The organism is Maribacter sp. 1_2014MBL_MicDiv, assembly GCF_001865655.1.
Taxonomy (GTDB): domain Bacteria; phylum Bacteroidota; class Bacteroidia; order Flavobacteriales; family Flavobacteriaceae; genus Maribacter; species Maribacter dokdonensis.
The window spans coordinates 2,613,902-2,626,990 of record NZ_CP011318.1 but is presented as its reverse complement, the minus strand read 5'-3'; the positions used below and the strand labels follow the sequence as shown (position 1 = coordinate 2,626,990).

Annotated in this window: 11 protein-coding genes; 7 read left to right on the top strand and 4 right to left on the bottom strand. The window is 36.8% G+C overall.

Going from position 1 to position 13,089, the window contains the following annotated elements; all coding sequences use genetic code 11:
• Nucleotides 1-19: 19 nt before the first annotated feature.
• Nucleotides 20-1,249, bottom strand: coding sequence for a metallophosphoesterase (locus tag YQ22_RS10995; RefSeq protein ID WP_071341246.1), 1,230 nt, complete (start codon nucleotides 1,247-1,249; stop codon nucleotides 20-22).
• Nucleotides 1,250-1,306: 57 nt separating this feature from the next.
• Entirely contained in the window at nucleotides 1,307-2,029 is a 723-nt protein-coding gene (locus YQ22_RS10990) for a copper homeostasis protein CutC (protein WP_071341245.1), read from the bottom strand.
• Nucleotides 2,030-2,070: 41 nt separating this feature from the next.
• Between YQ22_RS10990 and YQ22_RS10985 the strand changes: the two genes are divergently transcribed.
• The 3 genes from YQ22_RS10985 (at nucleotide 2,071) to YQ22_RS10975 (ending at nucleotide 6,388) form a co-directional block, all read left to right on the top strand.
• Nucleotides 2,071-3,057, top strand: a complete 987-nt coding sequence (locus YQ22_RS10985) for an isoaspartyl peptidase/L-asparaginase family protein (RefSeq protein ID WP_071341244.1) — start codon at nucleotides 2,071-2,073, stop codon at nucleotides 3,055-3,057.
• A gap of 99 nt (nucleotides 3,058-3,156) precedes the next feature.
• Nucleotides 3,157-5,991 carry a DNA polymerase I gene (gene polA / locus YQ22_RS10980; RefSeq protein WP_071341243.1) on the top strand — a complete coding sequence of 945 codons (2,835 nt, stop codon included), beginning with the start codon at nucleotides 3,157-3,159 and terminating at the stop codon, nucleotides 5,989-5,991.
• Between the two features lie 97 nt (nucleotides 5,992-6,088).
• Nucleotides 6,089-6,388: a T9SS type A sorting domain-containing protein gene (locus YQ22_RS10975; protein ID WP_071341242.1), complete on the top strand. Its 300-nt coding sequence runs from the start codon at nucleotides 6,089-6,091 to the stop codon at nucleotides 6,386-6,388.
• Nucleotides 6,389-6,440: 52 nt separating this feature from the next.
• Here the strand turns inward: YQ22_RS10975 and YQ22_RS10970 are convergent, their stop codons facing one another.
• Together YQ22_RS10970 and YQ22_RS10965 are read right to left on the bottom strand one after the other, a co-directional pair.
• A complete protein-coding gene (locus YQ22_RS10970) occupies nucleotides 6,441-6,947 on the bottom strand; it encodes a hypothetical protein (protein ID WP_071341241.1) in 507 nt (168 codons plus the stop codon).
• Between the two features lie 93 nt (nucleotides 6,948-7,040).
• Nucleotides 7,041-9,674: a DUF5916 domain-containing protein gene (locus tag YQ22_RS10965; protein ID WP_335625626.1), complete on the bottom strand. Its 2,634-nt coding sequence runs from the start codon at nucleotides 9,672-9,674 to the stop codon at nucleotides 7,041-7,043.
• Between the two features lie 243 nt (nucleotides 9,675-9,917).
• Here YQ22_RS10965 and rplM point away from each other — a divergent pair, with 243 nt between their 5' ends.
• From rplM to tsf, 4 genes are all read left to right on the top strand, one after another.
• Nucleotides 9,918-10,373, top strand: coding sequence for a 50S ribosomal protein L13 (rplM, locus tag YQ22_RS10960; RefSeq protein WP_036151839.1), 456 nt, complete (start codon nucleotides 9,918-9,920; stop codon nucleotides 10,371-10,373).
• A 1-nt stretch (nucleotide 10,374) separates the two neighbouring features.
• Nucleotides 10,375-10,761: a 30S ribosomal protein S9 gene (rpsI, locus tag YQ22_RS10955; RefSeq protein ID WP_058103966.1), complete on the top strand. Its 387-nt coding sequence runs from the start codon at nucleotides 10,375-10,377 to the stop codon at nucleotides 10,759-10,761.
• 242 nt (nucleotides 10,762-11,003) lie between these two features.
• The gene (gene rpsB / locus YQ22_RS10950; RefSeq protein WP_071341240.1) at nucleotides 11,004-12,137 is read left to right on the top strand and encodes a 30S ribosomal protein S2; all 1,134 of its coding nucleotides are present in this window, start codon (nucleotides 11,004-11,006) and stop codon (nucleotides 12,135-12,137) included.
• A 67-nt stretch (nucleotides 12,138-12,204) separates the two neighbouring features.
• Entirely contained in the window at nucleotides 12,205-13,029 is an 825-nt protein-coding gene (gene tsf / locus YQ22_RS10945; RefSeq protein WP_071341239.1) for a translation elongation factor Ts, read from the top strand.
• Nucleotides 13,030-13,089: the final 60 nt, after the last annotated feature.

The following is a 13,089-nucleotide window of genomic DNA, read 5'->3' as shown; positions in this document are numbered from 1 at the left end:
CCCTGTAAAAGGGTTAAAATCATGTTAATGCCTTTTTTCTCAAAGTTATCACCGTAATCTCTGGCCAAATTCCAACTCTACCAGGATATCCTAAAAAACCAAATCCTCTGTTCACATTCAGAAATTGCCCCATCTCTTTATAAATACCTGCCCAATATGGGTATCTCCATTTCACCGGACTCCATTTGATCCACCCCGGTATTTCAATCCCAAATTGCATACCGTGAGTATGGCCGCTTAACGTTAAATGATAGTGGTAAGCATCTTTAATAACCTCCATTTCCCAATGCGAAGGATCATGGCTCATTAATATTTTAAAATCCTTTTCATTGATCTGTGAAGCTGCTTTTTTTAAATCTCCGGCTTTCTTGAATCCACCTTTTCCCCAATTCTCCACACCTACTAAAGCAATCTTATCCTCTCCTTTTTTAAGATACCTATGTTCATTGAGCAAAAGATCAAACCCCATTTTCTTCTGCAAAGCTTTAAGATCTTCTAAATTCTTACTCTTCAACTCTTCCGTTTCCCAAGGTATATAATCTCCGTAATCATGATTGCCTAACACAGAGAACTTTCCGTCTTTAGCATCTAGCGTGCTAAACAAATCCGCCCAGGGTTCCATTTCAGAGGTCATATTGTTCACCATATCTCCAGTAAAAAGCAATACATCACTTTTTTGCTGATTGATCAAGTCTACAGCATATTCAATTTTTTTTCTATCATCAAAACTTCCACTATGTATGTCAGATATTTGTGTAATCTGGTACCCATCAAAACTATCTGGAAGATCATCAAATTCTAAATTATACTTCAATACCTTAAAATTGTATTTACCCTTGTACATACCGTACAAAAGAGCACCAAAGGGCACAGCTGCGATCCCCAAAGCCAACAAACTTAAAAATCGCCTACGTGCAGGCAAGCCAAATTGTTTTTCCGCCCCAAATAATTTTTGATATAAACCAGAAATAAGCCGATAAATATCCTCTGAAAACAAAAATAGAATTGTAATGATGTTGAAGGTTAGCATGGTCAACAAAAACCCAAAGGCATAACTTTTAGGTATACTTAAAACACGCCCCGTTTCTTCACCAGTAGTAAATTGATATATAAAATTCAACATCACAGCCAGTGAAACTGCTATATAAAGCCAAGACCACCAAGGCTGTTTTGAAATGGTTCTTAATGCCTGAAGTACATAAAAACTTAAAGCAATGTATGCCAAAACGAAAATAAGCCAACGAATCATGTTCTTTTTTTTTACAAAGATATCTGTATAACAGTGGTATGTGCGCTCATTTACATTTTATTTAACCTTGGACACCACAGTCTTAATATTCTCAAATTGAGTAACGGCAATATGGTCATCACTTAAAAAACCCTCAGAATTCATGGAAATCAATGGTTTTGATGGCAACTTCTGTTTCATAGCGGTACCCGATAAATGTACTGCCTTAAAACCCTGCTCCTTGAACATTTGAACGTTGCCAGCATTTACGCCCGAACCCGGCATTATATCAATTACCGTATTTTGAGCCTTTAATTCTACCAAAAAGTCTATTCCGTCTGGAGCTGAACGCTGTTGACCCGATGACAAAATGGTATTCACTTGCATTCTTTCCAGTTCCAAAAATGCTTCCTTCGGGTTCTTAACCCAATCAAAGGCCCTGTGGAATGTAAAGTGCATACTACCGGCCGCCAATTTAAGTTTATGCGTACGATCAATATCCAAGGTAAAATTATTCAAAAGCACTCCAGACACAACACCATCAAAACCTAATTCTGCACAAAGTTCAATATCAGATATCATTATATTCAATTCGTCATCAGAATAGGTGAAATCTCCACTTCTAGGCCTTATCAATACATGGACGGGAATAGAAACCTGTTCCCTAACCGCTTTCAACAACCCAAAAGAAGGTGTTAATCCACCTACCGCCAACTCTGTACATAACTCAATACGGTCTGCCCCAGCACGTTCTGCTACCATGGCAGATTCTAAAGAATTTGCACAAACTTCTACTATCATATTGCTATATTTAAGGTCATTAAAAGTAAAGAACCAAACCCATGAAAAGAAGAAAGTTTCTAAGAAATTCAAGTACAGTTGCCGCCGGTATCGTTTCTGCACCTATATTATCATCGTACAAAGAAATCCCTGCAGTAGGTACAACAGACAATACACCAGTGCTACCTATTGCTATTTGTACATGGAATTTTGGAAACGCCACCGCCAAAGCATGGGAAGTTCTTGAAAAAGGAGGTAACGCTCTTGATGCAGTTCACCAAGGAGTTATGGTTGAAGAAAACGATCTAAGCAATAGTACCGTAGGTAATGGCGGAAGACCGGACAGGGATGGTAATGTTACCCTAGACGCTTGTATTATGGACAAAGATGGAAACTGTGGGGCAGTATTGGCTATGCAGAACATTGCAAACCCAATTTCAGTGGCCAGAAAAGTGATGGAAGAAACACCTCATGTAATGCTTGCCGGCAAAGGTGCTGAGCAATTTGCATACGAGCAAGGTTTTGAAAAGACAAATCTTTTAACTGAAGAATCCAAACAAGCATGGGAAAAATGGAAAAAAACATCGCAGTACAAACCAATAATAAATATTGAAAATCATGATACCATAGGCATGTTGGCCATTGATGCCGAAGGAGACATTGCAGGTGCATGTACCACAAGCGGAATGGCATATAAAATGGCAGGTAGAGTTGGCGACTCCCCTATTATTGGCGCTGGACTTTTCGTAGATAACGAAGTTGGCGGAGCAACAGCAACAGGCGTTGGCGAAGAAGTGGTAAGAACCGTTGGTAGTTTTCTGATCGTAGAATTAATGCGCCAAGGAAAATCGCCACAAGAGGCATGCGAAGAAGGCGTAAAAAGAATTATTGCAAAAAATAAGGACAAACAAGACTTTCAAATAGGCTTTATCGCCATCAATAAAAAAGGAGAAACTGGCGGATATTGTATTCACCCAGGGTTTACCTATAGAACATATACCAAAGAAGGTCATGTAAATAATCCTTCAGATAGTTATTTAAAAAGTTAATTGAACCGTACAACATTTTAGATATAAGCAATAGGCAATTCTCACCTATAGTTTCCCTATCAATTTGTACTTTTATCCTTTTTCATACAATACTTAAAAATGGCAGATCAAAAAAGACTCTTTTTGCTAGATGCATACGCACTTATATTTCGTGGTTACTATGCGCTTATAAAAAACCCAAGAATAAACTCGCAAGGCATGGACACCTCTGCCATTATGGGTTTCATGAATTCCTTATTCGATGTTATTCGCCGTGAAAAACCCGATCATTTAGCCGTTTGCTTCGATAAAGGCGGCAGTGTGGAAAGAACTGAGATGTTTGCCGAATATAAGGCAAACAGAGATGAAACCCCAGATGCCATTAGGATAGCGGTACCCTATATACAAGATATACTTAAGGCAATGCACATACCTTGTGTGGTTTTGGAAGGCTGGGAAGCAGATGACATTATAGGCACATTATCCAAACAAGCTGAAAAGGAAGACTACAAAGTATTTATGGTCACCCCAGATAAGGACTTTGGGCAATTGGTTTCTGAAAACATATTTATGTACCGCCCTGCCAGAATGGGTAACGGTATTGAAATTTGGGGAATTCCAGAAATTCAAAAACGCTTTGGTGTAGAAAGACCGGAGCAGGTAATAGATTACTTAGGTATGATGGGCGATGCCAGTGATAACATACCCGGATTACCAGGTGTGGGAGATAAAACTGCAAAAAAATTCATTGCCCAATTTGGATCTATGGAAAATCTATTGGCAAATACCGATCAGTTGAAAGGTAAGATGAAGGAGAAAGTAGAAGCAAACAAAGAATTGGGTATACTTTCTAAAAAATTAGCCACCATATGCATTGATTGCGACGTTACTTTCAACGCTAAGGACTATGAACTTTCAGTACCGGATTTTGAGAAGGTACAAGAGATATTTGAAAAATTGGAATTTAGAAGGTTAAAGGATCAATTCATTAAAATATTCTCGGAAGAAACAGAAGAAACCGTTACACAGGTTACCAGCACAGCAACTGCTAAAAAAGAAAAACAAGATGCGGGGTCAGGGCAATTCTCCTTATTTGGGGGTTCTGCAGATACCGGAGCAACCGTAAAAGACTTTTCTAGTAGAAAAACCATTGCAGATGTAGCACACTCATACCAAAGTGTAGCTCCTGGTATGGCAATGAAGCTTTTCTTAAAAAATTTAATGCAGCAAACTTCAGTATGTTTTGATACCGAAACTACAGGTTTAGACCCGTTGACCGCTGAATTGGTAGGAATTGCTTTCTCTTGGGAAGCAACCAAAGGTTTTTACATTCCTTTTACGGATAACAAAGAAGAAGCACAGGCTCTTTTAGAAGAGCTACGCCCTTTCTTTGAAGCTGAAGAAATTGAAAAAATAGGTCAGAATTTAAAGTATGATATTAAGGTATTGGATAAATACAATATTGATGTCAAAGGACCTTTATTCGATACCATGTTGGCCCACTATCTAATTAATCCGGATATGCGTCATAATATGGATGTTCTGGCAGAGACCTATTTAAATTACACTCCAGTATCCATTACTGAACTTATTGGCAAAAAAGGCAAGAATCAATTGAGTATGCGCAATGTTCCGTTAGAAAAACAAACGGAATATGCAGTAGAAGATGCGGATATTACCTTTCAACTTGCACAACATTTTAGACCAGAACTAAAAGAGGCAAATACAGAAAAATTATTTCAAGATATTGAGATTCCCCTACTACGTGTACTAGCGGATATGGAGCTAGAAGGAATCAATTTAGACAAGGAATTCTTGAATTCACTCTCCGAAGACTTGAATAACGACATTTCTAACCTTGAGAAGAAAATTTATGAAGTTGCCGGTGAAGAATTTAATATAGGGTCTCCAAAGCAATTAGGTGAAATATTATTTGACAAACTAAAACTGGTAGACAAACCTAAAAAAACCAAAACAGGTCAATATTCTACCGCGGAAGATGTATTATCCTTTTTGGCTAAAGACCATGAAATTGTACAAAATGTATTGGATTACAGAGGTCTTGCCAAATTAAAAAGCACCTATGTAGATGCATTGCCAGAACAGGTTGAGCCTTCTACAGGAAGAGTGCATACCGATTATATGCAAACCGTTGCAGCAACCGGAAGGTTAAGTAGCAACAACCCTAATTTACAAAACATTCCAATTAGAACAGAGCGCGGAAGACAAGTAAGAAAAGCTTTTGTGCCAAGAGATGAGAACTACACGTTATTAGCGGCAGATTATTCACAAATAGAATTACGTATAATTGCAGCCTTGAGTGAAGAGACTACCATGATAGAGGCTTTCAAACATGGAGAGGATATTCATGCTTCTACAGCATCTAAGGTATTTAATGTACCATTGGATGAAGTTACACGAGAACAACGTAGCAATGCCAAGACGGTAAACTTTGGTATCATCTATGGCGTATCTGCATTTGGATTAAGTAACCAAACGGACCTATCAAGGAAAGAAGCAAAAGAATTAATAGACACCTACTACAAGACTTATCCAAAGCTAAGAAACTACATGAGCGAGCAGGTAGATTTTGCACGTGAAAACGGTTATGTCTCAACGGTGTTGGGCAGAAGAAGATACCTTAAGGATATAAACGGCAGTAATGCAATAGTACGTGGTGCTGCGGAACGAAATGCCGTAAACGCACCTATTCAAGGTAGTGCGGCAGATATCATTAAAATTGCCATGATCAACATTCATAAAAAGTTAGAAAAAGGCAATTACAAATCTAAAATGTTACTGCAAGTACATGATGAATTGGTATTCGATATCTACAAACCAGAATTAGAGGAATTGCAAACACTGATTAAATCAGAAATGGAAAATGCATACAAAATAGCAGTTCCTTTAGATGTTGAAGTTGGCTTAGGTGATAATTGGTTGGTAGCCCATTAAAGCTAAGATTAGTTAAAGTTTATTTAAAGGGAGACGAAAATACATCCCTAGAACGTTAGCATATAGCGTACTTCTCTCATGAGGTACGCTATTTTTCATGAAAAGGATTTTAATCATTCTAGCTTTTATCATCTTTAGCGCTACCCAATTAGCGGCACAAGATGTTAAAGTTTTTCCTAATCCGGCAACTAACGTTATCAATGTACTTGGTCTAAAAAATGACAAGAATGCCGTTATAACCGTTAGGGATAGCTATGGCAACCAAGTAATCTTTCACCAATGGGACATTAAAAGAAACTCATTGAACATACCTGTTTTTAACCTAGAAAAAGGTTTGTATATGATTACCATACAATCTGAACATCAGAATATAAAAACAAAATTCTACAAGCAATAAAAAACCCTTGTCAATTGACAAGGGTCTTATTTTTTTTATACTTAGCAAACTTTTATCGTTTTACAAATATCAATTGTCCGTCTTCTGAAAAATTTGGAATATCCAAATCACTGGCATCAACCGTCATAATGTTTCCTTCTATAGAAACACCTATTGCCAACTCATCGCCATTTTCATCAATAGTTGTGACTGTTTCACCGTCAAAGGTATAGGTACTTTCATTAACATCTGAATCTGTAGGGCAAGGAATATCCAAGCCTGTAGCGGTCGCATTTACTTCAATATAATTAGCAGAATTAGATGCGCTTGCCGTTAAATCCTCATTAAACTGTAATGTTATAATGAAGCAGTTATCAGCCGTAAGAAAATCCAATATTTGCTTTCCAAATTTTGCATCATCACTTGCTGTCTCATTATCTATTTCTAGCTCAGTAGCATCCCATGTACCAATTATGGCCGTGCTTTGAACTTCAGCTTCAGTCTGTGTTTCATCCTTATCCGAACTACAGGAAATTAGTGTTAACACTATCCCTGCAATACATAAAATATGCTTATACATCTTTTTGTTTTATTGGTTGTACACCCCTAAAAACGAAAAAAACTTGGTATTATTTCAAAAATCGATAGATGGATACCTTCCAGAACCAATTCTTTATAGAATAAACCTGTAAGTTGCTTTGAGCAAAATTGTATTATCCTTTTTCTGCCCTAGTATTTGTCGATCTAAATTTCTACCCAATGTTTCACTGGGATCACCTGCACCCACAACACCTTGAGACCATACCAAAAAGATTTCCGAACCAGGTATATATTCCCATCTTAGTACAAGGTTTGATCTAAATTGAACATACGAAAAGTTAGGATTCTCTATTTGATAATCTATGGCACCATCAATATCTTCATCTATCAAATAATTATTGGTGTCGGCTGATCCTGATATTTGATTTTCGGAAAATAACGTTACACGTTCGCTCAAGTTCTCAGCAATAGGATTATTTACATAATTAAAATCGGTATATGTACCTCTAGATATAAAAGGCTCACCATAATATTGAATGGATAAGTTTGGATTTATACTATAATTAAAGCGGATAGCAGTACTAAATGTTTTCTGATCAATATTACCGGTAATATACCTTGCATCACCATCAAAACTAGTTTCCGTCACATATTGCGTTTTATTAGGGTTTTCTTCAAACTCAGAAGAGATAGAAAGATTAAAAGCATCAAAAGGTTGGTAGTATAATCTAAACACATATCGCTTTAAAGAAAAGTTATTTTCTGCCGCCTGGCTATTTACATACCCTAAAGTAAAGCTCATTTTTTTTCTACTATCCGAGCCAAAGAAAAGATAAGCGAAGTTTTCATCAGACCAACGCCAACGAGGTCCGCCACGAAGAACGGTATTTGAAAAAATACGGGGTTTATGGGCAGCACCAACCTCTGTCCACCAATTATTTTTATAGTTTATAAAACCCTGGAATTCATATTGAATTCTATTATAATTTCCATCAAAGTCAAACGTAGAGTATTGACTTAACCCTAAGTTTGCACGTCTATAAAAATTAGTAGGCTTTATGAACAACCTACGAACGTTAGTCGTTTGCTTAATTTCATCTGCCTGCCTTAAGAATCCAATATCATTGAGTTCCAATTCTGGAGACCTCCAAATAACTCCGCCATCATAGCGCCAATTCCCACCTCCTGCTTTTCCGAGTGCCAACTTACCACCGCTACCCGTTAAAGAGGTACGATCAGGGTCTACATCAACATGACTAGCATCTACCCTTTGAAATAAGTGCGTAATACTATTCTGTGTTCGTTCAATAGCTTGTTGACTGCCCGTAATATGACTACCTACAATATTTCCTTCAACATAATAATTTCTGTTTTTCCAACTATGTTTAAAATCTACCCCACCTGTGTAGGCACTACTTCTTAAAAAATCGAGATTATCAGGAATATTTCTATTCGTTGCAGTAAATATTCCTCCAATAAAAGAATTACGTTCGTTAAAATCCTTTTGTACCCTACCCACAATATAATTTGTAAGTGGCTCTACAAGTTCTGATCTTTCATTTCCTGCAAGATCCTCTATATCTGCATACATGTTGCCCGTAATACTTTCCAATAAGCCCAAAGACCATCCATTTTTGGTTTTACCTGAAAATTTTGCAGCACCCAGTATGGTTGAATTTATAGGTTGATCTACAAATTCCGTTTCAGTACTGTTTGCAAACCCTTGTGGACTTCTACCAATTCTTCTACTGTAAAAAATATTATCATTACCATCGGCAAATTCAAAATCGAAAATATTTTTGTTTTCAATAAAGAACGGCCTACGTTCTTCAAAGAAGATTTGAAATCCGTCCAATGCAATAGCTCCTGGATCAGCATCTACTTGTCCAAAATCTGGATTAACCGTTAAATCTAGAGTAAGATCATTGGTCAAACCTATTTTGGCGTCTAACCCCACGTTTAAACCATAATCACTACCATCACGAAAAGGGTTGCCCTCTTGTGACGGATAAGCATCATACTGATTTACCAAAAATGGTTGAATTTCCAACTGTTTTTGAGGCTGAATATCAATAAGCCCTCTTAACACTCCAAACTCACTAACCCAACCAGGAGCATCTAATGACACAGGTTGCCAAAGTGACCGTTCTTCTTCCCTAAAAAAACGTCTGTTCAATTGAAGCCCCCAAATTTGCTCTTTTTGTTCTCCAAATTTTAATTGACTAAAAGGTATTTTCATTTCTGCCGACCATCCTTTATGATCAATCTTTGTAGCAGTATACCAAATAGGATTCCAGCTAGCATCCCAAAAATCGCCATTTTGAGAAATAAATTCATCCCCTTTTACACCGGCAGCAGAAACATTAAACGAAAAACCCGTTCTTTTATCATTGTAGCTATCAATGTTAATTTCTATCCAATCACCCGAAAAATTATCACGCCTTGCCAGCCTCTTTTCTATCTTAGAAGGTACTGTATCGTAACAACGAATACCCACATAAAGAAATTTTTCATCATATGTAATCTTAAACTTTGTTGGTTGACTAGGTTTTTCCCCATTATTAGGGTCAAATACGGTAAAATCACTTGCCCAAGGAACGCTGTTCCAAGCCAAATCGGTCAGCAAACCATCAATAGCAATGGTCTCACCAAAATTTACTTTTTGTGTAATATATACTCTTTGTACCTTTGTTGTAACTGTTTGGGAAAAAGCAGTAGCTGAAATTATTAAAAATAAAATACTTGTAACTAAGCATTTACGCATCATATTATGTTCTTTGATTGATTGATCGGTTATTACAAGAGACAATGAATATTTTAAATTGTTACAGAATCGGTAATAAAATCAATAAGAATAACAGTACCATGATGGCTATAAACCGGTTAGAAATTACATTTAATTAAAAAATGTAAAAAAATAAGAAACAAGTATTTGCAATTCAAGTTAATAATTGTAGATTTGCAGCCCCTTTCACGGGATTGATTAAAATAATAGTTAAAAATAGCAGTAGTGGATACATTAAGTTATAAGACCGTTTCGGCCAACAGAACAACTGTAAACAAAGAGTGGTTATTGGTAGATGCCGAAGGAGAAACATTAGGACGCATGGCTTCAAAAGTCGCCTATTTGTTAAGAGGAAAGCACAAGCCTAGTTTCACCCCTCATGTTGATTGTGGTGATAATGTTGTTATTATCAACGCAGAGAAAATTGTTCTTACAGGAAACAAGTGGTCTGATAAATCATATATGAGATACACTGGCTACCCAGGTGGACAACGTACTACTAGCGTAAAACAATTGTTGGATAAAAATCCAGAAGGTATTCTTGAAAAAGCAATAAAAGGAATGCTACCTAAAAACAGATTAGGTGCAGAACTTTTCAGAAACCTTAAAGTTTACGCAGGTACGGAGCATGGACAAGAAGCTCAAAAGCCTACTGTTGTTAATTTAAAAGATATTAAATAAGATGGAAGTAATTCATAAAATTGGTCGTAGAAAGACCGCTGTAGCGAGAGTATATCTTTCTGATGGAAATGGTGACATTACCATTAACAATAAAGATTTAAGCGTATACTTCCCAACTGCAACACTTCAATACAAAGTAAAGCAACCTTTCAGCTTAACTGAAAGCTTAGATACTTACGACGTAAAAGTAAACGTTTACGGTGGTGGTATTACTGGACAAGCAGAAGCTATTCGTCTTGCTTTATCTAGAGCAATGTGCGAGATAGATGCTGAGAACAGATCAATCTTAAAACCAGAAGGTCTATTAACTAGAGACCCAAGAATGGTTGAACGTAAGAAATTCGGTCAGAAGAAAGCACGTAAAAAATTCCAATTCTCGAAACGTTAATTCGAGATTACAAGAGTACAGGGCACCCTTTTTGGGTGCCTATTTTTATATTTTATCACACTGGGGAACCAGATTATTAACAAGTTCATTGAAAGTCCGTTAAGGACAATTAAAAATCCTTTAATTCCAAAAAATTGAAGGTAAGATTAGTTTAGCATCTAAATGATGAAGGCTTCTTGATATTATAATTCGAGATACCACTTTGTCATTGCTAATTCAAAAGAACGTAAACTAAATTTAAAATGGCGAGAGTCGAAGTAAAACAATTATTAGAAGCAGGTGTACATTTTGGTCACCTAACAAGAAAATGGAATCCGAACATGGCTCCTTACATCTACATGGAGCGTAATGGGATTCACGTAATCAACCTTTACAAAACAGTTGCAAAATTAGATGAGACCAACGAGGCTCTTAAAAAAATTGCAGCGTCAGGTAGAAAAATACTTTTCGTAGCTACCAAAAAACAAGCTAAGGACATCGTTGCAGAAAAAGCAGCAAACGTAAACATGCCTTACATCACTGAAAGATGGCCAGGTGGTATGTTAACCAATTTTGTTACTATTCGTAAAGCCGTTAAGAAAATGGCTTCTATTGATAGAATGAAAAAAGATGGAACTTTCCTTACACTTTCTAAAAAAGAAAGATTGCAAGTTGACCGTTTACGTGCAAAATTAGAAAAGAACTTAGGTTCTATTTCTGAAATGACACGTTTACCAGGTGCATTGTTCATCGTTGATACAATGAGAGAGCACATTGCAGTTAAAGAAGCTCAGAAATTGAACATTCCAATTTTTGCAATGGTAGATACCAACTGTGATCCTAGAGATGTAGATTACCTAATACCTTCTAACGATGATGCTTCTAAGTCTATTGATATTATCATGACAGAAGTCACTAATGCAGTTGCCGAAGGTTTAGCTGAGCGTAAAGCTGAAAAAGGTGATTCTGAAGGTAAATCTGACAAAAAAGATAAAGGTGCCAAGAAAAAAGCAGTTGCAGACAAACCAGCGCCAACTCCAGAAAAAGTTGACACTAAACCTGCACCAGTTGTAGACAAAGTACCAAATGTTGAAGTAAACGTTAAAGCTACTAAAGAAGCTGTTGCGAACGATACAAAAGCAGAAGCTGATGATTTAACAAAAGTTGAAGGTATTGGCCCAAAAGCTGCTGAAGCTTTAGTTGCTGCCGGTATTGCTACTTACGAAGATCTTTCTAACGGAGATACTGAAAAAATCAAGGAAATTTTGACAGAGGCAAGTTCTAGAATGGCTCATTTAGATCCAACTTCTTGGCCAAAGCAAGCTAAAATGGCTGCTGAAGGTAAGTGGGACGAGCTTAAAGAATGGCAAGACAACGTTAAAGGTGGTGTAGAATAAGTTACTACATTTGTTATAAAAATAAATCTAACGACCCCTTAAAACGGGTATATTAAAAGTAAAAAAAATGGCAAAGATTACAGCTGCAGAAGTTAATAGATTAAGAAAGACTACTGGTGCAGGAATGATGGATTGCAAAAAAGCCTTGGTTGAAGCTGAAGGTGATTTTGAAAGTGCAATCGAAATTCTTCGTAAAAAAGGTCAAAAGGTTGCAGCAAAAAGAGCTGACAGAGATTCTTCTGAAGGTGCAGCAATCGCTAAAGTAAATGATGACAACACTAGTGGTGTTATTATTTCTTTGAACTGTGAGACCGATTTCGTTGCTAAAAACGAAACTTTTGTAACATTGGCTACAGAATTAGCAGACTTGGCAATCAACTTTGATTCCAAAGAAGCTTTCTTGGCTGCTGATTATAAAGGTATGACCGTTCAAGAAAAACTTACTGAGCAAACAGGTGTTATCGGTGAGAAAATTGAGATAGGTGGTTTTGAAACGTTAAATGCTCCTTTTGTAGGTTCTTATATTCACGCAGGAAACAAAATAGCTGTTTTAACAGGTCTTTCCGCTTCTGTACCAGGTGCTGAAGAAGTTGCTAAAGATGTGTCAATGCAAGCTGCCGCTATGAACCCTGTAGCATTAAACGAAGATGGTGTTGACCAATCCGTGATCGACAAAGAAATTGAAATTGCAAAAGATCAATTACGTCAAGAAGGAAAACCAGAAGCAATGCTAGACAATATCTCTAAAGGTAAAATAAAGCGTTTCTTTAAGGACAATACTTTAGTAAACCAAGATTTCATTAAAGATAGCAAACAAAGTGTTGCTCAATATGTAAAATCAGTTGATTCTAATTTAGAAGTAACAGGTTTTAAAAGAGTTGCATTAGGTTAATTACAATACAACTAACTCAATAAAAAACCGCCTTACTGCAAAGTAGGCGGTTTTTTTATT

Excerpts from the sequence above, each read along its gene's own strand:
- YQ22_RS10995 (WP_071341246.1), bottom strand. The coding sequence starts at position 1,249 with ATGATTCGTTGGCTTATTTTCGTTTTGGCATACATTGCTTTAAGTTTT.
- YQ22_RS10990 (WP_071341245.1), bottom strand. The coding sequence starts at position 2,029 with ATGATAGTAGAAGTTTGTGCAAATTCTTTAGAATCTGCCATGGTAGCA.
- YQ22_RS10985 (WP_071341244.1), top strand. The coding sequence starts at position 2,071 with ATGAAAAGAAGAAAGTTTCTAAGAAATTCAAGTACAGTTGCCGCCGGT.
- polA (WP_071341243.1), top strand. The coding sequence starts at position 3,157 with ATGGCAGATCAAAAAAGACTCTTTTTGCTAGATGCATACGCACTTATA.
- YQ22_RS10975 (WP_071341242.1), top strand. The coding sequence starts at position 6,089 with ATGAAAAGGATTTTAATCATTCTAGCTTTTATCATCTTTAGCGCTACC.
- YQ22_RS10970 (WP_071341241.1), bottom strand. The coding sequence starts at position 6,947 with ATGTATAAGCATATTTTATGTATTGCAGGGATAGTGTTAACACTAATT.
- YQ22_RS10965 (WP_335625626.1), bottom strand. The coding sequence starts at position 9,674 with ATGATGCGTAAATGCTTAGTTACAAGTATTTTATTTTTAATAATTTCA.
- rpsI (WP_058103966.1), top strand. The coding sequence starts at position 10,375 with ATGGAAGTAATTCATAAAATTGGTCGTAGAAAGACCGCTGTAGCGAGA.
- rpsB (WP_071341240.1), top strand. The coding sequence starts at position 11,004 with ATGGCGAGAGTCGAAGTAAAACAATTATTAGAAGCAGGTGTACATTTT.
- tsf (WP_071341239.1), top strand. The coding sequence starts at position 12,205 with ATGGCAAAGATTACAGCTGCAGAAGTTAATAGATTAAGAAAGACTACT.